The sequence below is a fragment of the Pseudonocardia sp. UM4_GMWB1 genome (genome assembly GCF_017312155.1).
GTDB lineage: Bacteria > Actinomycetota > Actinomycetes > Mycobacteriales > Pseudonocardiaceae > Pseudonocardia > Pseudonocardia alni.
In genome coordinates this window covers 4,525,787-4,544,729 of the sequence record NZ_QJPN01000001.1, presented here as the reverse complement: position 1 = coordinate 4,544,729, position 18,943 = coordinate 4,525,787, and the positions used below count along the sequence as shown (strand labels likewise).

Annotated in this window: 23 protein-coding genes and 1 tRNA gene; 13 read left to right on the top strand and 11 right to left on the bottom strand. The window is 72.9% G+C overall.

The annotated features are described in order from the left end of the window. Window positions 1-60 precede the first annotated feature (60 nt). The 4 genes from DMP15_RS21165 to DMP15_RS21150 all read left to right on the top strand — a co-directional run bounded on the left by DMP15_RS21165 (window position 61) and on the right by DMP15_RS21150 (window position 3,828). Window positions 61-720 carry a hypothetical protein gene (locus DMP15_RS21165; RefSeq protein WP_139283003.1) on the top strand — a complete coding sequence of 220 codons (660 nt, stop codon included), beginning with the start codon at window positions 61-63 and terminating at the stop codon, window positions 718-720. A 59-nt stretch (window positions 721-779) separates the two neighbouring features. Further along, on the top strand, window positions 780-1,826 hold the full coding sequence (locus tag DMP15_RS21160) for an XdhC family protein (protein WP_301549183.1): 1,047 nt from the start codon (window positions 780-782) through the stop codon (window positions 1,824-1,826). Between the two features lie 89 nt (window positions 1,827-1,915). Continuing rightward, window positions 1,916-2,533, top strand: coding sequence for a YdcF family protein (locus DMP15_RS21155; RefSeq protein WP_062404469.1), 618 nt, complete (start codon window positions 1,916-1,918; stop codon window positions 2,531-2,533). Next, entirely contained in the window at window positions 2,530-3,828 is a 1,299-nt protein-coding gene (locus tag DMP15_RS21150; RefSeq protein WP_337826354.1) for a deoxyguanosinetriphosphate triphosphohydrolase, read from the top strand. Before DMP15_RS21155 ends, DMP15_RS21150 begins: the two co-directional genes overlap by 4 nt. A 70-nt stretch (window positions 3,829-3,898) precedes the next feature. On the opposite strand, the gene DMP15_RS21145 is transcribed toward DMP15_RS21150, so the two are convergent. From DMP15_RS21145 to DMP15_RS21135, 3 genes are all read right to left on the bottom strand, one after another. Beyond that, window positions 3,899-4,681 carry an HNH endonuclease family protein gene (locus DMP15_RS21145; protein ID WP_337826353.1) on the bottom strand — a complete coding sequence of 261 codons (783 nt, stop codon included), beginning with the start codon at window positions 4,679-4,681 and terminating at the stop codon, window positions 3,899-3,901. Between the two features lie 382 nt (window positions 4,682-5,063). After that, complete coding sequence (locus tag DMP15_RS21140; protein WP_073577978.1) at window positions 5,064-5,510, bottom strand: Hsp20/alpha crystallin family protein; 447 nt, start codon at window positions 5,508-5,510, stop codon at window positions 5,064-5,066. Between the two features lie 130 nt (window positions 5,511-5,640). Further along, a complete protein-coding gene (locus DMP15_RS21135; protein ID WP_073577977.1) occupies window positions 5,641-6,006 on the bottom strand; it encodes a helix-turn-helix domain-containing protein in 366 nt (121 codons plus the stop codon). 144 nt (window positions 6,007-6,150) lie between these two features. Here DMP15_RS21135 and DMP15_RS21130 point away from each other — a divergent pair, with 144 nt between their 5' ends. The 5 genes from DMP15_RS21130 (at window position 6,151) to DMP15_RS21110 (ending at window position 10,736) form a co-directional block, all read left to right on the top strand. After that, entirely contained in the window at window positions 6,151-6,534 is a 384-nt protein-coding gene (locus tag DMP15_RS21130) for a hypothetical protein (RefSeq protein ID WP_337826352.1), read from the top strand. A 70-nt stretch (window positions 6,535-6,604) separates the two neighbouring features. Beyond that, the gene (locus DMP15_RS21125; protein ID WP_337826351.1) at window positions 6,605-7,579 is read left to right on the top strand and encodes a DMT family transporter; all 975 of its coding nucleotides are present in this window, start codon (window positions 6,605-6,607) and stop codon (window positions 7,577-7,579) included. A 10-nt stretch (window positions 7,580-7,589) separates the two neighbouring features. Further along, window positions 7,590-9,458, top strand: a complete 1,869-nt coding sequence (gene dnaG / locus DMP15_RS21120; RefSeq protein ID WP_073577974.1) for a DNA primase — start codon at window positions 7,590-7,592, stop codon at window positions 9,456-9,458. Between the two features lie 379 nt (window positions 9,459-9,837). Then, window positions 9,838-9,966 carry a hypothetical protein gene (locus DMP15_RS21115; RefSeq protein ID WP_337826350.1) on the top strand — a complete coding sequence of 43 codons (129 nt, stop codon included), beginning with the start codon at window positions 9,838-9,840 and terminating at the stop codon, window positions 9,964-9,966. Then, window positions 9,963-10,736: a trans-aconitate 2-methyltransferase gene (locus DMP15_RS21110; RefSeq protein ID WP_337826349.1), complete on the top strand. Its 774-nt coding sequence runs from the start codon at window positions 9,963-9,965 to the stop codon at window positions 10,734-10,736. The genes DMP15_RS21115 and DMP15_RS21110 overlap by 4 nt, the downstream gene beginning before the upstream one ends. A 48-nt stretch (window positions 10,737-10,784) precedes the next feature. On the opposite strand, the gene DMP15_RS21105 is transcribed toward DMP15_RS21110, so the two are convergent. Continuing rightward, window positions 10,785-10,982 carry a hypothetical protein gene (locus DMP15_RS21105; RefSeq protein WP_073577971.1) on the bottom strand — a complete coding sequence of 66 codons (198 nt, stop codon included), beginning with the start codon at window positions 10,980-10,982 and terminating at the stop codon, window positions 10,785-10,787. Between the two features lie 174 nt (window positions 10,983-11,156). Between DMP15_RS21105 and DMP15_RS21100 the strand changes: the two genes are divergently transcribed. Further along, a tRNA-Asn gene (locus DMP15_RS21100) sits at window positions 11,157-11,228 on the top strand. Window positions 11,229-11,292: 64 nt separating this feature from the next. On the opposite strand, the gene DMP15_RS21095 is transcribed toward DMP15_RS21100, so the two are convergent. The 5 genes from DMP15_RS21095 to DMP15_RS21075 form a co-directional block, all read right to left on the bottom strand. Next, window positions 11,293-11,493, bottom strand: a complete 201-nt coding sequence (locus tag DMP15_RS21095) for a site-specific integrase (protein WP_179760548.1) — start codon at window positions 11,491-11,493, stop codon at window positions 11,293-11,295. Between the two features lie 300 nt (window positions 11,494-11,793). Then, the gene (locus DMP15_RS21090; RefSeq protein ID WP_174565918.1) at window positions 11,794-12,162 is read right to left on the bottom strand and encodes a hypothetical protein; all 369 of its coding nucleotides are present in this window, start codon (window positions 12,160-12,162) and stop codon (window positions 11,794-11,796) included. Further along, the gene (locus DMP15_RS21085) at window positions 12,062-12,583 is read right to left on the bottom strand and encodes a replication initiator (RefSeq protein WP_337826712.1); all 522 of its coding nucleotides are present in this window, start codon (window positions 12,581-12,583) and stop codon (window positions 12,062-12,064) included. The genes DMP15_RS21090 and DMP15_RS21085 overlap by 101 nt, the downstream gene beginning before the upstream one ends. A gap of 218 nt (window positions 12,584-12,801) precedes the next feature. Beyond that, complete coding sequence (locus tag DMP15_RS21080) at window positions 12,802-13,344, bottom strand: GIY-YIG nuclease family protein (RefSeq protein ID WP_161152776.1); 543 nt, start codon at window positions 13,342-13,344, stop codon at window positions 12,802-12,804. Between the two features lie 205 nt (window positions 13,345-13,549). Continuing rightward, complete coding sequence (locus DMP15_RS21075; RefSeq protein ID WP_237454279.1) at window positions 13,550-14,965, bottom strand: serine hydrolase domain-containing protein; 1,416 nt, start codon at window positions 14,963-14,965, stop codon at window positions 13,550-13,552. An 88-nt stretch (window positions 14,966-15,053) separates the two neighbouring features. Between DMP15_RS21075 and DMP15_RS21070 the strand changes: the two genes are divergently transcribed. Further along, on the top strand, window positions 15,054-15,710 hold the full coding sequence (locus DMP15_RS21070) for a TetR/AcrR family transcriptional regulator (protein ID WP_083658041.1): 657 nt from the start codon (window positions 15,054-15,056) through the stop codon (window positions 15,708-15,710). Window positions 15,711-16,198: 488 nt separating this feature from the next. Continuing rightward, window positions 16,199-16,576, top strand: a complete 378-nt coding sequence (locus tag DMP15_RS21065; RefSeq protein ID WP_073574059.1) for a hypothetical protein — start codon at window positions 16,199-16,201, stop codon at window positions 16,574-16,576. Between the two features lie 5 nt (window positions 16,577-16,581). On the opposite strand, the gene DMP15_RS21060 is transcribed toward DMP15_RS21065, so the two are convergent. Together DMP15_RS21060 and DMP15_RS21055 are read right to left on the bottom strand one after the other, a co-directional pair. Next, window positions 16,582-17,007: a PPOX class F420-dependent oxidoreductase gene (locus DMP15_RS21060; RefSeq protein ID WP_073574058.1), complete on the bottom strand. Its 426-nt coding sequence runs from the start codon at window positions 17,005-17,007 to the stop codon at window positions 16,582-16,584. A 34-nt stretch (window positions 17,008-17,041) separates the two neighbouring features. After that, the gene (locus DMP15_RS21055) at window positions 17,042-17,653 is read right to left on the bottom strand and encodes a TetR/AcrR family transcriptional regulator (RefSeq protein ID WP_337826348.1); all 612 of its coding nucleotides are present in this window, start codon (window positions 17,651-17,653) and stop codon (window positions 17,042-17,044) included. A 68-nt stretch (window positions 17,654-17,721) separates the two neighbouring features. Between DMP15_RS21055 and DMP15_RS21050 the strand changes: the two genes are divergently transcribed. After that, window positions 17,722-18,933 carry a cytochrome P450 family protein gene (locus tag DMP15_RS21050; RefSeq protein ID WP_337826347.1) on the top strand — a complete coding sequence of 404 codons (1,212 nt, stop codon included), beginning with the start codon at window positions 17,722-17,724 and terminating at the stop codon, window positions 18,931-18,933. Window positions 18,934-18,943: the final 10 nt, after the last annotated feature.

The following is an 18,943-nucleotide window of genomic DNA, read 5'->3' as shown; positions in this document are numbered from 1 at the left end:
TGATGGCCCGAACGGCGGTACCGGTGTTCGGTGCAACGCCGGGGCGGGTCATCCCCGTCCGTGATCACGTCCCGCCCGGGACAGGCCGGTCCGCCCTGGTCCGGGGCGGTGATGGGGACCGGGTTCGTCGCGGTCGCGACCACCTCGTTCCCGGTGCCGGAGCCGGGCCTGCGCGTCGTGGGGACCGTGCTGTGGCTGCTCGCGGCGGCGTCGCTGGTGGCGCTGGGCGTGCTGCGACGGGTGCTGGTCCGGCTCGGCACGGCCGGGCTCGCCCTGGCCGACACCCCGACCGTCGTCATCGTGCTGGGGCCCTTCGGGCAGTCGGTGACGGCGGCGAACCTGCTCGCGGGGGAGGCACAGGGGCTGCTGCCCGAGCCGTTCGCCGGCCTCGCGATCGGTGCGGGACTGCGCTACGGCGCGCCCGCCTGGGGCTTCGCGGCCGGCTGGACGGTGCTGTCGGCGGTGCTGATCGGCCACGCCCTGCGCCGGGGGATGCCCTTCAGCGCCTCCTGGTGGGCGGTGACCGTCCCGTTCGGCACCCTGGTGCCCGGCACGAACGCGCTGGCCGCGCGGACGGCGCTGCCCCCGGTCGTCGGGGCGGCGGTGGTGCTGTTCGCGGTGCTGGTCCTGGTTGGGTGGTGGTCGCGGCCGCCACCGTGCGGTCGGCACCGTCCGACGCCGCCGACGAGATCGGGCCACCGCGACGGACGGTCCTCGTGAGCGGCGCGCTGTAGCCCGTTCTCAGCTCACCGTCAGGCCCCGTCGCTACCCTGGCGACCGTGAGCACCTCGGCGACCTCCTCCGCGGCACGGCCACCGGCCGACCCCCGTCGTGACCTGGGCGCGGCCCTGCGCCGCTGGGCGGTGACCGGCGGCCCGGGGATCGGCGTCGTCCGGGTGCTCGACCGGCACGGGTTCGGCTCCGTCGAGTCCGGCCAGCTGGTCGCGGGCACCACCGACGGCGAGGTCGGCGGCCTGCTCTACCTCGGCGCCCTCGACGACTCCGCGCACCCGCTCGCCGCCGAGGCGGCGTCCGGGACGGCCACGGTGCGCGAGGCGCACGTCGGGGAGTCCTCCGCGGTCGCGGCCGGACTCGCCTGCGCCGGCGGGGCGACGCTGCTCGCCCACCCGCTGCCCGCCGCTCCCGCCGCCGCGCTGGGGGAGGCGCTGGAGGCCGGTCGGCCCGCCGCGCTGCTGTCGGTCGTGGACACCGGCGCGGCCCTCGTGCTCACCGGGCCCGGCCTGGAGGAGCCCACCGGTGACCTCGGCGGGGTCACCGCCGCGGCGGCCGAGCAGGCCCGCGCCCTGCTGCGCCGGGGGGCCACGGCCACCGAGCGGCTCGACGTCGACGGCACCGCGGTCCTGGTCGACCTGCTGGTGCCGGTCCCGTCGGTGCTGGTCGTCGGCGAGGGTGCGCTCGGGGCCGCCCTGCACGCCCAGGCGGGCCTGCTCGGCTGGAGCGCCCGCACCGTCACCACCGTCGACGACGCGCGCGCCGCCGTCGCCGCCTTCACCGAGGCCGACGTGCTGGTGCTGCTCGACCACGACCCGGCCTTCGACGCGGCCCTGCTCGACGGCCTCGCCCACGGTCGCGGGTTCCTCGGGGCGCTCGGGTCGCGGCGCACCCAGGCCGCGCGCCGCGAGCGGCTGCTCGCCGCCGGGGTCACCGAGGACGCCCTGTCCGCGGTCCACGGGCCGGTCGGTCTCGACCTCGGTGCCCGCACCCCGGCCGAGACCGCGGTGTCGATCGTCGCCCAGGTCGTCGCGCTGCGCGCCGGGCGCTCGGCGTCGGCGCTCGCCTCCTCCGCCGGTCGGATCGGCGGATGACCGGCACGTCGTCGCGGCGCGGGCTCGGCGGCGCACCGCCGGAGCCCGGTCCGGACCGGCGCTCCGTGCGGCGCCCGGTGCGGACCGGCATGACCTGGGGCGCGCGGCTGCTCGTCGGCGGGCTGGTCATGCTCGTCGCGGTGGTCGGGGTGACCGCGCTGCGGGTGTGGCAGGTCGCCCGGGTCGACGACCAGCGCCCCAGTGACGCGGTCGTCGTGCTCGGCGCCGCCCAGTACAACGGCGAGCCCAGCGCGGTGCTGGCCAACCGTCTCAAACACGCCGAGCAGCTGTGGCGCGACGGCGTGGCCCCGCGGATCGTCACCGTCGGCGGCGGGCGGACGGGGGACCGCTACACCGAGGCGGAGGCCAGCCGGGACTGGCTGATCGAGCAGGGCGTGCCGTCCTCGGCGGTCGAGGCCGTGCCCGAGGGCGCGGACACGCTCGGCAGCCTGCAGGCGGTCGCGGCGACCGCGCGGCAGCAGGGCTGGTCCTCGGCGCTGCTGGTGTCCGACCCGTGGCACAGCCTGCGGGCCCGCACCATGGCCCGCGACGCCGGGCTGAAGGCCTACACCTCCCCGACCCGCAGCGGCCCGATCGTGCAGACCCGTGAGACGCAGCTCCGCTACATCTACCGCGAGACCGGTGCGCTGTTGTTCTACGAGCTGACCCACGCCTCGGTCGACACCGCGAGCAGCGGTCTGGGATGAGCGTCCAGCACGCCCCGGCCGATCCGGGCTACACCGCTGCCGACGCGGAGCGCCGCCACCCCGAGGCCCCGAAGGGGTCCGGGCTGGGGGAGCGCGGCCGCGTCGAGCGGCGCAGCCCCTACTCCCGGGACCGGGCCCGGGTGCTGCACTGCGCGGCGCTGCGCCGGCTCGCGGGCAAGACCCAGGTGGTCGGGCCGGGGGAGGGCGCCGAGGTCAGCGGCATCCCGCGGACCCGGCTGACCCATTCGCTGGAGGTCGCTCAGATCGGCCGCGGCGTCGCCGAGGAGCTGGGGCTCGACCCGGACGTCGTCGACGCCGCCGGGCTCGCCCACGACATCGGCCACCCGCCGTTCGGGCACAACGGCGAGCGGGCGCTCGACGTCGCGGGTGCGGAGTGCGGCGGGTTCGAGGGCAACGCCCAGACCCTGCGCATCCTGACCCGCCTGGAGCCGAAGGCACGCTCCGGCGACGGTCTCGTCCCCGGTGGGCTCAACCTGACCCGGGCGACGCTGGACGCCGCCACCAAGTACCCGTGGGCGCGGCGCGGCGCGGAGCGCAAGTTCGGTGCCTACACCGACGACCTGCCCGCCCTGGAGTGGCTGCGCGCCGGGGCCCGGCCGGGGGTGCGGAGCATGGAGGCCCAGGTCATGGACTGGGCCGACGACGTCGCCTATTCGGTACACGACGTCGAGGACGCGGTGCACGCCGGCCGCATGGACCTGGCCGTGCTGTCCTCGCCCGCGGAGCGCGCGGCGCTCGCGGTGGAGGCGTCGCTGCGCTTCGGCGAGGACGATTGCGCCTGCGCCGAGGCCGCCGCCCGGCTCGACGCGCTGCCGGTGGTCCGTGCGGTCCGCGGGTTCGACGCCGCCACCGCCGCGGGCGACGACCTGGTCGCGATGAAGCGGATGACCTCCGAGCTGGTGGGCCGGTTCGCGCTGGCCGCCACCGACGCGACCCTGGACACCTACGGCGACGCACCGCTGGCCCGGCACCGCGCCGACCTGGTGGTCCCGGTCGTCGCGGCGGCGGAGGTCGTGGTGCTCAAGGCGCTGGCCACCCGCTACGTGATGAGCGACCCGCGGCGGCTGGAGATGCAGTCCCGCCAGCGCGATCTGCTGCACGACCTCGTCGCGGCGTTGTGCGCCCGGGGGCCCGGTGCCCTGGACCCGGCCCGCGCGGAGGACTGGACGGCCGCCCCCGACGACCGGGCGCGGCTGCGCGTCGTGATCGACCAGGTCGCGACGCTGACCGACCCGCAGGCGCACGCCTGGCACCGCACGCTCTGCCGGCCCTGAGACCACACCGGCCCCGGGACGCCGACCGGCCCCGCCGCCCGGTCGGACGGCGGGGCCGGGTCGGCAGGGGTCAGCGCAGGGTGACCGCGGGCTTCGCCGCGTCGGCCTCGCTGGTCACGGCGCGGGTCGGGCAGGTCCCGAGGACCCTGTCGATCGCGTCGCGCTCGGCGCTGGTCACCCACAGCTTGTACTTCTTCTTCACCGCGACCTGCCGCGCGACATAGGCGCAGCGGTAGCGGTTGTCCGGCGGGAGCCAGGTCGCGGCGTCGCCGTCGCCCTTGCGGCCGTTGGTCGGGCCGTCGACCGCGATCAGGTTCAGCGGGTCGTTCCCGATCTTCTCCCGGGTGGTCGCGTCGAGCTGCTGGGCGCCCTTCTGCCAGGCGTCGGACAGCGCGACGACGTGGTCGATCTGCACCTTCTCGCTGGTGCCCTGACCGCGGGTGAAGGAGATGGTGGTGCCGGTGTAGGAGTCGCGCAGCGACCCGGTGAGCACGACGCAGTCGTGGGTGCCCGCCTTGAACGTCTCGCGGTCCATGTCCCGGGCGAGGACCTGGTTGCGCTGGTCACAGCCGTCGCGGTCGATGTCGGTCCAGCGGCGTCCGAACTGCTCGCGGGTGTAGCCGGTCTTCGGCGCCCGGCCCTTCACCGCCAGCGTCTTCAGCGTCGTCGACGCGCTGCCCGCGGCCGCGCCCTCCACGGTCCCGGGTGTCACCGGGGCGACCACACCGACGTCGACGGCGCCGGTGTCGAGCGCCGCGTCCAGCACGTCCACGAACGACCCGGGGGATCCGCACCCGGCCATGACCATCATCGTCGCCAGAAGCCCGGCGACCCGCACACCTCGTACACGCACGCCGTAGATGGTCGCGAACGCGCGCGCCGGAACCGCGCCAACACGCCGCGTGTTCGTCACTCAGGGTGAAGTAGCTTGCCAGGAGGCTCCCGGTCCGTTCACAGGGTCGGGGCGGACCGCGGGGGCGTGATCACGCTCATCGACCTGTCGTCCACCACGGCCGGGGCGGCCGGGGGAACGCTCGGGGTACTCGTGCTCGCGCTCGTCGAGATGACGCCATGGCCGGCCCGGCACGCCCAGGACGGGCTGCCCGCCCGGCGCGTGCCGGGACAGGCAGGGCAGCCCGCCTTCCGCGCAGAGCGGTGGCCCGGACCCGGGCGCGGTGACGGCTGCGGCCGCCCGGTGCCCGGGCCCGGCAGTCGGCCGGGCCCGGGCACGGGGGTCAGGTGCCGATCCTCGGCCGGTCGGCATCGTGCCCGGACTCCACGGTGATCGTCCGCGGCTTGGCCGCCTCGGCGACCGGGATGCGGATGCGCAGCACTCCGGCGTCGTACGACGCGTGGATGGCGGACGTGTCGAGGTTGTCGCCCAGGAGCAGCTGACGGGCGAACACGCCGTAGGCCCGCTCGGAGGCGACCCACTCGACCTGGTCGGTGGTTCCGGTGTGGGTGGGCCGTCGTTCCGCCTTCACCGTCAGGGTGCTGCGCTCGACGGAGAGTTCGACGGCGTCCGGGTCGATGCCGGGCAGGTCGAACTCCACGACGAACTCGTCACCGTGACGCCAGGCGTCCATCGGCATCGCCGCGGGGCGCGACCAGGTGCCGCCGGACTCGAACGCCTGCGCGGCGAGCCGGTCCAGGGCCCGGAACGGGTCGGTACGCAGCAGCATCGTGAACCACTCCCTTCCAGCCGTGCCGGTTCGCGACCGGGCACGGCTGACTCCTCGTCGTCCTTCGTCGGATCGGTACTCCGGAGAGGAGCTCCGGATATCTCCAGTTATAGCTTGAGATTTTCTGCTGTCAAGCGATCGGGGGCGCGGCGTCGCCGAGCTCGGTCTGCAGCTGCGCGAGCTCCGTGCGCAGCCGCTCGATCTCGCGGTGCGCGGCGCCGAGGCGGTCCTCGCTGTCGGCGAGCTCCCCGCGCAGCCGGTCGATCCACGACGCCGACCCCAGCGGGTGTCCCTCGTCCAGCAGGGTGCGCAGGCGGGCGGCCTGCTCCAGCTGGTTGCGCGAGTAGCGGCGGTGCCCGCCGGCGGAGCGGTGCGGATTCACCACGCCCGCGCTGTCCAGGCTGCGCAGGAAGGCGGGCTCGACCTCCAGCAGGTGCGCGGCCTGGCCCATCGCGACGGTCGGGTAGTCGGGGTCGTCGAGTCGGTCCAGTGCCATGGTCGGTCCTCTCTCGCGGCCCGCGGCGCACTCCCGGACACCCGGGCCGGTCGTCCGTCGACTCCGAGTGTAGCTGCTCAATGGCGAAAATTTTCACCATGCGCTACAGATATGAGGGAGACGACGATCCGGGAGGAGAGCGTGATGAACGAGAGCAGGGTCCGCACCGACCGTCCCCGGGAGGACGTCCTCCGCATCCGAGTGGAGGGCGAGCTGGACGCGGCGGCGGGCGCGTCGCTGCTGCGTCAGGTCGATGCGCACCTCGCCGTCGCCGGCGCCGGGTGGGTGCCGGTGCGGCACGTCCTCGTCGACCTGGGCACCGGGGTCACCGCGCGCGGGGCGCGGGCGCTGCACCACCTGCGCCACGTGGCGCGGAACCGCGGCCTGGACGTCCGGCTGATCGGCGCCGCACGCGTCGCGCCGCGCATGGTGCCGGGCGCCCGCGCGGTCCTGCACGGGATGCGCAACCACCCGGACCTGGCCTCGGCGCTCGCCGACCTGGAGCCACCGGCCGTCGTCGCGGCCTGACCGGACCTGGGGGTGAGGCTCCCGCCACCCCGGCTTGCCCCGATCGTTAGCACTGCGATGGAGTGAGGGCGTGACCTCCTCGCGTTGGCTCGTCCCGGTGCTGGCCGTGCTCTTCGTCCCGCTGTGGGCGTCCGGCTTCATCGCGGGCAAGATCGCGACCGGGTCGACCGACGTGCCCGCGGTCCTGTTCTGGCGGTTCGTGATCGCGCTGGTCGTGATGCTCGCCGCGGTCGCGGTGCTGCGACCGGGCCTGCCGCGCGGCCGGTCCTGGCTGCACCTCGCGGTCACGGCGTTGCTGCTGCAGGTCGGGCAGTTCACCTTCGTCTACAGCGGGCTCGCCTCCGGCGTCCCGGCCGGGCTGTCGAGTCTCATCCTCGGGATGGCGCCGCTGCTGGTCGGACTGCTGACCCCGTTGCTGCTGGCCACCCGCCTGGGCGTCGGACCGGTGCTGGGTCTCCTGATCGGCGCCACCGGCGTCTACGTCGTGCTGGCCGACGACCTCGGCGCCGGTCTCGGCGGCAACCTCGTCTTCCCGGTGCTGGGCATGCTGTCGCTGGCGGCCGGCACGCTCTACCAGAAGCGGTTCAACGACAGCACGCCCGTGGTGACCAGCGTCGTGGTCCAGATGGCGACCTCGCTGGTCGCGACCCTGGTCGCCTGGCCGTTCCTCGGTGCGGACTGGCTGCCCCGCGCGCCGTCGGGCTGGGCGGCCGTGGCCTTCCTGGGAGTCGTGAACTCGGCGGGCGCCTTCGTGCTGATGTTCGTGCTGCTGCGACGCCGCTCGACGGTGTTCGTGTCGTCGCTGCTCAACCTGGTCCCGGCGACGACGGCGCTGGTCGCCGTGCCCGTGCTCGACGAGCCGCTCACTGTGCAGGCGGTGCTGGGCCTGGGCATCGCCCTGGTCGGCATGTTCGTCGGGCTGGGCCGGGTGCCCGGCCTGCGCGGCCGCCGGGTGGTCGCCGTCGCCGCCCCGTCCGGGCAGCCGGACGGAGACGCCGTCGCACCGGCAGCGGGCGGACCGGGGCGCCGGGCCGGGGACGCCTAGACTGGCCGGCGTGGCAGGACGGATCCGGGACGCCGACATCACCGAGGTCCGCAACCGCACGCGGGTCGAGGAGATCGTCGAGGAGTACGTGGCCCTCCGCCGCGCCGGGGCGGGCTCGCTGAAGGGCCTGTGCCCGTTCCACGACGAGAAGTCCCCGTCGTTCACCGTCCGCCCCTCGCACGGCACGTTCCACTGCTTCGGCTGCGGCGAGCACGGCAGCGTCATCGACTTCGTCATGAAGATGGAGGTCATCGGGTTCCCCGAGGCCGTCGAGCGGCTCGCCGAGCGGTGCGGGGTCCGGCTGACCTACGAGGGCGGCGGGTCCTCGGTGCAGCGCGACCGCGGCACCCGCAGCCGCCTGCTGGAGATCAACAAGAAGGCCCAGGCGTTCTACGCCGAGCAGCTCGCCACCCCCGCGGGCCGCGCGGGCGTGCAGTTCCTCGCCGACCGCGGCTTCGACGCCGCGGCCGCGGAGAAGTTCGGCTGCGGCTACGCCCCGGCGGGCTGGGACACCGTCACCAAGCACCTGCTGGCACAGGGCTACCAGCTGGACGAGCTGATCAAGGCCGGCATCTCCAAGGAGGGCAGGCGTGGTGCGATCGACCGGTTCCACCGGCGTCTGCTGTGGCCGATCCGCGACCTGGGCGGCGACGTCGTCGGCTTCGGCGCGCGCCGGCTGTTCGACGACGACGGCATCGAGGCCAAGTACCTCAACACCTCCGAGACGCCGGTCTACCGCAAGACCCACGTGCTGTTCGGCCTCGACCAGGCCAAACGGGAGATCGCGAAGACCCGGCAGGTGGTCGTCGTCGAGGGCTACACCGACGTCATGGCGATGCACCTGGCCGGGGTGACCACGGCGGTCGCGTCCTGTGGCACGGCGTTCGGCAGCGAGCACGTCTCGGTCATCCGCAGGCTGATCGGCGACGACTCCTTCGACCGCGGTGAGGTCGTGTTCGTCTTCGACGGCGACGCGGCCGGTCAGAAGGCCGCCGAGAAGGCCTTCGACGGTGACCAGAGCTTCGCCACGCAGCTCTACGTCGCCGTCGCGCCGGACAACCAGGACCCGTGCGACCTGCGCCTCGGGCACGGCGACACCGCGGTGCGCGACCTCGTCGCCCGCCGGGAGCCGCTGTTCGAGTTCGTCATCCGCACCGAGCTGGACAAGCTCCAGCTGGACACCGCCGAGGGCCGTGTCGCCGCCCTGCAGCGCTGCGTACCGATCGTCGCGAAGATCAAGCGGGAGGACCTGCGCGACGAGTACGCGCGGCGCCTCGCCGGCTGGGTCGGCTGGGACGACATCGCCGTCGTCGTGCGACGGGTGCGCGAGAGCGCCGGCGTGTCGCCCGAGGGGGGCCGCTCCCGGCGCCGCGCCCCGCTGCCCGCCCCGAAGCGCGACGACACCCAGCTGCACCTGCAGCGCGAGGCGCTCAAGGCGGCCCTGCAGATCCCCGGCGTCGTCGGACCCGGCTTCGACGAGCTGCCCGAGGCCGGGTTCACCCATCCGCAGCTGGCCGCGGTGCACCGGGCGATCATGGCCGCGGGCGGGGTGTGCGCCGGGCTGGACGGGTCGGACTGGCTCGACGCCGTCGTCGCCGAGGGCGCGGGCGACGACGTCAAGCGCCTGGTCAGCGAGCTGGCCGTGGAGAACCTGGAGCTCCCCAAGCGCAACACCGACGAGGTCCGCTACGTCAACGGCGTCCTCGCCGGGGTCCGGCTCGGCCTGGTCGAGCGCGAGATCGCCGACCTCAAGTCGCAGCTGCAGCGCACCAATGCCGAGACCGACCATGACGAGTACATGGACCTGTTCGGCGTGCTCGTCCCGCTGGAGCAGTACAAGATCCAGCTGCGCGAGCAGGCGTCCGGGGTCGCGTCGTGACGGGCTTCTGGGCACGGCTGCTCGGCCGCGAGCCGGTGCCCGACGCGGTCGCCGACGCCCTCGCCGACTCCGAGGCCGTCGTCGCCACCGCGCAGGCCCCGGACGGGATGCTCGTGGTCACCTCGTGGGGGATCTGGCCGCCCGGCGGCGAGCGGCTGGGCTGGCACGAGATCGCGAAGGCCACCTGGGACAAGACCAGCCTGGTCGTGACACCGACCTCGGCCGAGCAGATCGCCCCCGGCACCGAGTTGCTCGCCGACGGGCGCCCGCTGCGGTTCCGCCTCGTCGAACCGGGGAAGGTGCCGCAGGCCGTGCAGGAGCGGGTCACCCAGTCCATCCGCACCCGCAACCGGCGTGAGCTGCCCGGGGGAGGGTCTGGGTGCTGCAGCGCCGGGTCCCCGGCCGCGACGGGCTGGTGCTGCAGGTCCGGCCCGACCCGGGGACCGATCCGGTCGCCGCCCGGAGGCTGGCCGAGGGCATCGCCGCACGCCTCCCGGAGGAACCGTGACCACGACCAGCTGGGACCCGGAGCTCTACCGCGCCTTCGACGACCACCGCTCGCGCCCGTTCCTGGACCTGCTGGCCCGGGTGGGCGAGATCGACCCCGCGCTGACCCGGGTCGTCGACGCCGGCTGCGGCCCCGGCCACCTGACCGGGCTGCTCGCCCGTCGGTGGCCGACGGCGACGGTCGAGGCGTTCGACTCCTCCCCGGACATGGTCGCCGCGGCCCGCGCCGCCGGCGTCGACGCCACGCAGGTCGACGTGCGCGACTGGACCCCGCCCCGCGACACCGGGGTGCTCGTCACCAACGCGGTGCTGCAGTGGGTGCCGGAGCACCCCGACGTGCTGCGCCGCTGGATGGCCTCGCTCGCGCCCGGCGCGTGGATCGCGGTGCAGGTCCCCGGCAACTTCGACGCCCCCTCACACGTGCTGACCCGCGAGGTCGCGACGCTCCCGCAGTGGCGGGACCGGATCCTGCTGCGCGGCACCGAGACCGTGCTCGACCCGCTCGGCTACGCCGACATCCTGGCCGCCGCGGGCGCCGACGTCGACGCCTGGGAGACGACCTACCTGCAGCGGCTCGACGGCGACGACCCGATCCTGCGCTGGATCTCCGGCACCGCCCTGCGCCCGGTCCGCGACGCCCTCGACGACGACGCCTACGACGCGTTCGTCCGCGAGCTCGCGCCCCGGCTGCGGGCGGCCTACCCGCCGAGCGCCGACGGAGGCACCTGGTTCCCGTTCCGCCGTGTCTTCGCGGTGGCCCGCACACGCTGACCCGCCCGTCCCGTGGCCCGGGGACGGGTCACGGGACGGGGCGAGCCCTCAGTGCCCGGTGTTCTGGCCGCCGCGCACCTTGTCGAGCGCACCCTCGACACCCGCCCGCGCGACGCCCGCGGCGCCCTGCACCGCGGGGTGGTCCGCCGCCCGGTGATAGGCACGGACGAGCTGTTCGTAGCGCTCGTGACCGGCTCTGGTGCCGAGGACGTACCCGACGGCGACACCCACGAGGAATTTGACCATTCCCCTCACCTCCGACCGCGACCGTACCCGGACCGCGGCCGCTGTCCGACCGCCACCCGGATGGGGCTCCGACCTGCGGGAACAGCGGCCGAACGGGGGGTTGCGAGAGGGCTGTACGGGGTGTTGTAGAGTTCTTCTCGTCGCCGGGAACACCACCTGGAACGGCGTGAACGGTCCTCCGTAGCTCAATGGCAGAGCACCCGACTGTTAATCGGGCGGTTATTGGTTCGAGTCCAATCGGAGGAGCTTTCCCCGAGGTCAGTGAAGTGACCCGGATAGCGACTCAAGATCGACCCCCAGGAAACCCTCACTAGTGGGTTCCGGGGGTCGACGTCGTTCCGAAGACCTCCAGGACCTCCTTCGTCCCGCTCGCGGCCACCGTGCGCCCGCAGTAGAAGTCCTGCGCCATCGAGATCGTCGAGTGGCCGAGCTGGTCCGCGGCCTGGCGGGCCGAGAGTCCGGCGTCGGCCATCAGCGTCGCGACCGTCCCGCGGTACACATGCGTGGTCACCTGACCCCTTGATGCGGATGACCGTGCCCCGCACCTCCACGGTCCCGGACTCCAGATCGAGCGCATCCCAGGTGACCGCGGTCGCCTCGCCGATCCGCAGGCCCGTCGCCAGCCTGACGTCGGTCAGCTCGACCAGGTCGAGGTCACGGCACTTCTCGTCCTCGTGCAGCGAGGCCCGCAGCGCGTCGTGGCGCACCGCGAGCCCGACCATGCCGCTCAGCACGGTGCGCACGGTCGTGGCCGCCGCGCTCCCGTGACGGTCGTGCACCTCGATCACGAGCCGGTCGAGACGGCCGGTACTCAGCTCCCGCACCCGGAGGCGTCCGAGCCCGTCGCGCACATGTCGAACCGGAGCCGGTAGAGCGCGAGCGTGTTCGGCGACCGCCTGCACAGCGAGACCGCCCGCTCGATCTCCGACAGCCACAGCACACCCAGCTCACGAATCGTCGAGTCCGCGGAGATCTCCCCGCTGCGCGTCGCACGGCCCCGGTCACGAAGCGCTGCGAGCGACGTCTGCTCCGCGCCGGCCGAACTGGACCCCACCCGCTCCACGTGCCGGATGACGCCGTCATGGTCGCGGAACTGCGTCCGGGCCCGGTACCGCTTCGGGCCCAGCTTGTAGATCCGGATGCGGCCGTGCGTGCCGATCAGTAGGGGAGGGCGGGCCATCACGCCACCTCGTCCCGCAGCGACGCGACCCACTGGCGGACGTCGTCGGGGATGTGGCGGAGCATCTTGCCATCCGTCGGCCGAGGGGTCCCCAGCCCTGGCAGCGCCAGCGGTAGAGCGCCGGGGCGGGGATGCCGAGTGCGATCTCTCGTTCCGCGTTGTTGCGGTGCCCGATGTGGACCACCGACCAGTCGTTGACCACCAGCACCGCCCCGGGCTCGGTGGGGGTGTCAAGGGCGGCGAGGGTCTCCCCGAGTCGGTAGGTGCGTCGGTCGCCGCGGATCGCGCCGAAGGTGGTCGGGTAGGGGCGGGACGTGGTGAGGAAGTGGCCGCGGAACCCGAGCATGTGCGCCCACGGGCGCAGGATCAGCCCCTCGTACTCCTCGCGCCCGCCGCCGCCGCGCTCCCAGGCCGTCTCGATCAGCCGCCGGTGGTGCGGGGGTGATGTCGAGGCGGTCGAGGTGGGCGATGTCGCGGATAGGTCGGACGGTGGTTTCGCTCTTGCCGGTGCCCTTGGTGGCGTACTTGGCGACGTAGGCGGCCAGGGCGGAGTCGGTGATCTCGCCGTCGTCGTTCGCGGCCGGAAGAAGTGGATCGTGTCTCCGCGGATTCCGGGTTCGGGGTTCAGTGAGGTCTAGTTCAAGGACGGGGCCCGGCGCTGTCGTAGTAGTGGCGCCGCGCGGCCTTGACGACCTGAAGAGCGGGCCCGGCGGCGTGGTCAACGTTGAGGGGCGGGTGCAGGATCCCAATGATGTGGGCCTCCACTTCGTGCGGTGTCGGGTACTGACACCAGGAGACGCGGAGGTTGTCGCCCATCCATTCGGTGAGCCGGGCTTCGTCGTCGTCGACCAGGACGACTCGGTCGGTCCAGCAGGTCCGGTATCCCTGCTCATCGAGCAGAAGGCCGGCGAGGGTGCGCCGGAGGGTCGAGCTGCCGCTTCGGCGGAGGTGGTTCGAGGCGAGCCGGGAGCGGAGCTTCGTTGCGAGGCCGACGTAGAGCAGCCGGAGATCCGGCACCGTGGAGTGGGCGGGGCCGACGAGCTCGGGCAGGATTGCCGGTGGAGCCCACCAGGCGTAGAGGCCTGGAGCCGACGGCGCCTGCGTTCGGACCTCCTCCGTGCGAACGGGGGTCGCGAGCAGCTCGTCGACGACGGAGCGGATCGGCGGGAGAGCGGTTGACATCCTCGCAGTCTGCCGGGGGCGGCCAGAAGGCCACACATGTTCGTCAGCCCTTCGTCAGCGCGCCCACCACCTGCGACAGGCAACGACAGGTGCCCGGCCACGGTCACCCAGCTCAGACCCTGTGCGATCGCGAACACCGCAGGTCCGCGGATCGTGCTGATTCGTTCCGCTTCAACGTCTGGATGGGGGCGAAACCCGCCCGCGGTTACGAGTTGTTGCTGGGGTCGGTCGCGCCGCCGACGGACTCGATGATGTCCGGGATCTCCTGGCGTGGGCCGGTGGTGAGGTCACCAGGTGGGCAGAACACGAGGTTGCAGCCGGGTGGGGCGTACGGACCGATCCCGATGCCGTTGCCGAGGATCTTCGGATCGAGGTAGTTGGCGGGATCGAGGTTCGGGCTCGCCGCATCGGCGACGTACGGCCCGGGGTCGGGGACGTCTTGGTCGCGGACTCCGCGCATGAGGATGCGGAAGAAGTTGTAGTACAGGTCCGCGCTGGGGCTGGCGCTGGCGATGGCCTGCGGGTCGGGTGCCTTGTCGCCGAGGACTCCGGTCCAGGTGACGGTCATGTCGAGGCTGGGGATGATGAAGTTGTTCTGCTGCAGGGCTCCGACCATGGCGTACATGTCCCGGGGCGCGCTCGGGGTGAGCTGGTGGTCCAGAACTCTGCTGGCGGGGATGTCGGTGGTCTTACAGGTGTCGCCGCGGTTGGTCCAGAAAAGCAGTCCGTAACAGGGGTTGGGCGCGGAGGGGACGCTCACCTGTTCGACGTAGTCGGCCGGGACGACCTGCTCACCGTTCCAGCGCCCGCCGTTCTGCATGAGCAGGCCGAGGCGGGCGAACTGCTCGCTGGGGATGAACAGGTTCGCGTAGCCGTAGGTGTTGCCCGAGCGGTCGCGCAGCCAGAAGTAGCTGCTGCGGTCGATGCCGACCGGGTCGAACAGGTTGTCCTGGACGAAGTCCTGGAAGTCCTGTCCGACGGCGCGGGCGACGACGAAGGCGACCAGGTCCGGGGTGCGCTGGCTGTAGTCGAAGTTCGTGCCGGGCTCGTGAGTGATCGGCAGGGCGAGTGCCTGACGTGCCACATTCGGGTCGTTGCCGACCGTGGCGAACTCACTGAGGATCGCCTCGTCCAGCCCGCCGGCCTCGTTGAGCAGGTTGCGGATGGTGATCGCTCGGTGCTCGGCGTCGCCCCAGCCGGGCCCCTCGGGTAGGTACTTGCCGATCGGGTCGTCGAGGGCAAGCTTGCGCTGACCGTAGGCGACGCCAGTGGCCATCGACACGACGCTCTTGGTCGAGCTGAACACGTTGAACGGCACGTTCTGAGTGGCCGGGTCCAGCGGTCCGGTCCCGACCAGACAGTTGTTGCGGTAGATCCGCACCGAGAGCCGCATGTTCGCCTGGGCGTAGGCCACGGCATCGCGCACGGCGGCCGGGTCGAGTTGCTGGGCGCCCGGGTCGGAGCGGCCTGGTGCGGCCGAACCGGACGGCAACGGGCAGGCGGTCGAGGCATCTGCGGCCGGGGCCGGGTCGGCCTGGGCCTGCCCGACCATCACGAGGCCGGCCAGTGCGGCGCAGGTAGCTGCTGCGGCCAGCGGCCGTACCGCTGCCTTCTTCATCATGCCCGTCCTCCTCGACCGGTGATGGCCTTCACTGAGTCAGAACGAGCGGTATAACTCAGGGGATACGGGTGGGCCGTAGATTGGCTCCATGAGTCCGGCCGAGGAGGGCGCCCGCACCCGCAACGGGATGCGGTGGCGCACCGACGATCTCCTCGACGCCGCCGTCCTGGTCTTCGGCGAGAGTGGCTATCACGGCGCGACGATGAACGCGATCACCCAACGGTCCACGGCCACCAAAGCCACGTACTACAGCCGGTTCGGCAGCAAGGACGACCTCTACACCGCGTGCCTGCACCGCGAGGCCGAGCGAATGCGCGTCCACCTGGTGACCGCATACGAGTCCGCCGACGTACTGAGCGTGTCCGAGCAGCTCGAAGGCGACATGCTCGCCTTCTTCCACCACGCCGCCACGAACCCCGCCGGCTTCATGTTGCTGTTCGGCCCCGAGGCCGCCGGACCCGCCGCACGCATCCGTCAGACGCTGCTCGACACGATCCGCGATGAGGTCGCGCGGCGGGTCCGCCGGACCCTCGACGCTCGCCACCCGCACGCCTCAGCCTCCGCCGACATGATCGCCGCGATGATCATCGGTGTAGCCGTCCATGGCACATACCAAGCTGTCGTCGTCGAACGAACGAGCCCGGAACGAGCCGGCGCGATGGCAAGCTCGTTCGTCATCGCCGCCTTGCGCAACATGGAACCCGGGGCAATTGTCTACACAACCGGGAGCACGGCGATCGAGTGACCGCCCCAAGGCAACCGTCTCGCGACGGCGCAGACCAACTCGGACATCGGCGGCCGCGCCACCAACACGAACGGCTCCGGGAGTCGATCTCGTTTACACCTCGCAAGTGCCTAATGCAACGGGGTGGTCCGTTCGGCCGATGTCGGGGGTAGATGCCCCTACGCATGACGGAGTCGGTCGTGGCGCTCTTCAAGCTAGACGAAGCCGTCGCAGCTCAACGAGAGGCTGAGAAGGTCCGCCGCTCGGCGGAGCGAGCGCAGCAACAGTCACAGCAGGCTGCGGAGCGGGAGCGTCAGCGGGTGGCGGACCAGCAGTGCAAGCAGGAGGAGACGTACCGCCGCTCGCCGAGCGGGGAGCCGACGTCCGCGAAGCGGAGGGCTGACCGCCGCGCGCGACGGTGCACGGGCCCGCCGGGGCGGTGTAACGCGATACCGCGGCGATTCGACATCGGGGCCGCAATCACCCACACCGGACGTGGAGGACCCGCGATGTCGAACCTCGTGCTCAAGCTCGCCCAGGCGATCGGGATCGTCGTGCTCGCCGTCCTCGTCGTCGGCACGGTGATCGGCGTCCTGCAGTGGCTCGTGGTCGCCGCCGGTCTGGTCGCGCTGCCGGTGGCGGGCATCTGGTTGTACTTCCGCCTGTCCGGCCGCTCGACGGCGCGCCCCGCGCGGCGGTCGGCCCCGCGGCCGACCCGCGCCGACCGTGCAGTCACGGCCCGCCGGGCCGAGTTGGAGGGCCGGGCGGTCTACGACGCGGTGGGCCGCTGCGGGTGGTGCGGGTCGGGGACACGACACCAGGACCGTTACGGGTTCCCCGCCACGCCGCTCGCGTTCCACCGCAGCGAGATCGACGCGATGCTGTAGCGGTCTCACCCCACGTCGCGCGCCCGGATCCCCGCCTCGTGCGGATCCACCTGCTGATCCTCGGGTGACAGCGCGAGGGTGAGGACCCGCGTCGGGTGGATCCGGATGATCGGTCCCGACCTCGTCGTCTGCCCCGCGGAGTCCGTCGGCTCGGTCAGCGCCTCGCCCCGTCCCCGGATCTCGACGAACCGCACCCGCCACGGGTCGGTCGACAGCACGTCGTCGACGACGAACGCGACCTGACCGTTGGCGGCGACGTTGCCGAACTTGCGGCTGCGCTCCATCCGGAACCCGCCCACGTCGATGGTCCCCAGCGTCGTGTTGACGCCGAATCCGACCGGGTTGACCTGCAACGTCCCGTCCGGTCGGGCGGTCGCGAGCCGGCCGATCCGCTGGCCGCGCAGGTAGCTGATCTCCTCGTCGGTGAACATGCCGGCGACCGTAGGAGCTGGAGTCGGGTCGAGGTCAAGCCGCGGTCGCCCGGGCGACCGCGGCACGCGCGTCGGCCACGGGGACCCCGAGGGTCAGCAGGTGCCCGAGGGCGACGTCGGCCTCGTCGCCGTCCCACCGCCCGTCCTGTGCGGCGTGCTGGTAGGCCATCGACCCCGCCTGCAGTACCTCGGCCAGCACCGGGGCCGCGACGTGCCGGGAGAACACACCGGCCCGCTGCCCGTTCTCCAGCAGCCGGATCATGATCGTGTGGAACGGCGCCATCGCGGCGCGGATCTCGTCGTCGGCGGTCCGGCGGGCCAGTGCGATGACCGGGCCGTAGCGCCGCGACGTGCTCCAGGTGCGCAGGAGGGTGGCCGCGAGCTCGCCGGCCGGGTCGGGTGCGTCGGGGTCGACCTCCCCGATCTGTCCGACGAAGTCCGCCGACGCCGCCCGGACGAGTGCGACCACCAGGTCGTGACGGCTGGTGAAGTGACCGTAGACGGTGCGCCTGACGACGCCGGCGCGGGCCGCGACCTCGTCGAGCGAGGCGTCCGGGTCCTCGCGCAGCACGGCCTGCGCGGCGTCCAGGATGGACCGCCGGTTCCGCTCCCGGGCCGACGACCGCCGTTCCGTCCCTTTCCTCACAAGTGCATTTTTGCACGAGGAGTGCAATCCTGGCGAGAGCCGAGGTCACCCAGGACGAGGAGCCGACGATGACGATCGACCACGACACCCGGCCGGTGGTGCTGGACCAGGACTTCTTCGACGATCCCGATGCGCTCTACCGCGAGCTGCGCGACGCGCGTCCGGTCACCCGTGCGACCGGCCCGAACGGGCTGACGTTCTGGATGATCACCCGCTACGACGACGCCCGCGCCGCGCTGAACGACCCGCGGCTGCGGAAGAACTCCCGGCGGCTGCCCGAGGTGCTGCAGCGGCACGGTGCGACCTCGTTCCGCCAGTTCGCCGACTCGCTCGTCGGGCACATGCTCAACGCCGACCCGCCGGACCACACCCGGCTGCGCAAGCTGGTCGGGCGGGCGTTCACCGTCCGCGCGATCGCCCGGCTGCGGCCGCGGATCGAGCAGATCGCCACCGAGCTCGCCGACGCCGCCGAGCAGGCGGGTCCCGAGCTGGACCTGCTGGACCACTTCGCGTTCCCGCTGCCGATGACGGTCATCTCCGAGATCCTCGGCGTCCCGGGGGAGCGTCGCGAGGACTTCCGGCACTGGTCGAACCTGCTGCTCTCCAGCGGCCCCGACGAGGAGCGCGCCGCGGCCGCCGCGTCGATGGCGCAGTTCCTGTCCGAGCTCGTCGCCGACAAGTCCGCCCACCCCGGCGACGACATGCTGTCCGAGATCGTCCGCGCTTCGGAGGACGGCGACTCGCTCAGCTCCGCCGAGGTCACCGCGATGGCGTTCCTGCTGCTGGTCGCCGGGCACGAGACCACGGTCAACCTCATCGGCAACGGCATGCTGGCGCTGCTGCGCGACCCCGGCCAGCACGCCCGGCTGCGCGCCGACCCCGACCGGGTGCCGCAGGCGGTCGAGGAGTTCCTGCGCTACGACGGGCCGGTCAACCTCGCCACGATCCGCTTCACCGACGAGCCCGTCGAGTACTCCGGCGTGACGATCCCGGCCGGCGAGGTCGTGCTGGTCTCGCTGATCGGGGCCAACCGCGACCCCGGGCGCTACCCGGACCCGCAGCGGTTCGACCCCGATCGCGACACCTCCGGGCACCTCGCGTTCGGCTACGGCATCCACCACTGCCTCGGCGCCCCGCTGGCCCGCCTCGAGGCCGACGTCGCGTTCCGGACGCTGCTCGCACGGTTCCCGGACATGGCGCTCGCCGGCGCCCCCGGGCAGCACCGGGAGAGCACGCTGATCCACGCGCTCACGGCGCTCCCGGTGCGCCTGAACGCATGACCGGTACCCG

Excerpts from the sequence above, each read along its gene's own strand:
- DMP15_RS21155 (WP_062404469.1), top strand. The coding sequence starts at position 1,916 with ATGACCTGGGGCGCGCGGCTGCTCGTCGGCGGGCTGGTCATGCTCGTC.
- DMP15_RS21150 (WP_337826354.1), top strand. The coding sequence starts at position 2,530 with ATGAGCGTCCAGCACGCCCCGGCCGATCCGGGCTACACCGCTGCCGAC.
- DMP15_RS21140 (WP_073577978.1), bottom strand. The coding sequence starts at position 5,510 with ATGCTGCTGCGTACCGACCCGTTCCGGGCCCTGGACCGGCTCGCCGCG.
- DMP15_RS21135 (WP_073577977.1), bottom strand. The coding sequence starts at position 6,006 with ATGGCACTGGACCGACTCGACGACCCCGACTACCCGACCGTCGCGATG.
- DMP15_RS21130 (WP_337826352.1), top strand. The coding sequence starts at position 6,151 with ATGAACGAGAGCAGGGTCCGCACCGACCGTCCCCGGGAGGACGTCCTC.
- DMP15_RS21105 (WP_073577971.1), bottom strand. The coding sequence starts at position 10,982 with ATGGTCAAATTCCTCGTGGGTGTCGCCGTCGGGTACGTCCTCGGCACC.
- DMP15_RS21090 (WP_174565918.1), bottom strand. The coding sequence starts at position 12,162 with ATGGCCCGCCCTCCCCTACTGATCGGCACGCACGGCCGCATCCGGATC.
- DMP15_RS21080 (WP_161152776.1), bottom strand. The coding sequence starts at position 13,344 with ATGTCAACCGCTCTCCCGCCGATCCGCTCCGTCGTCGACGAGCTGCTC.
- DMP15_RS21075 (WP_237454279.1), bottom strand. The coding sequence starts at position 14,965 with ATGATGAAGAAGGCAGCGGTACGGCCGCTGGCCGCAGCAGCTACCTGC.
- DMP15_RS21070 (WP_083658041.1), top strand. The coding sequence starts at position 15,054 with ATGAGTCCGGCCGAGGAGGGCGCCCGCACCCGCAACGGGATGCGGTGG.
- DMP15_RS21065 (WP_073574059.1), top strand. The coding sequence starts at position 16,199 with ATGTCGAACCTCGTGCTCAAGCTCGCCCAGGCGATCGGGATCGTCGTG.
- DMP15_RS21060 (WP_073574058.1), bottom strand. The coding sequence starts at position 17,007 with ATGTTCACCGACGAGGAGATCAGCTACCTGCGCGGCCAGCGGATCGGC.
- DMP15_RS21050 (WP_337826347.1), top strand. The coding sequence starts at position 17,722 with ATGACGATCGACCACGACACCCGGCCGGTGGTGCTGGACCAGGACTTC.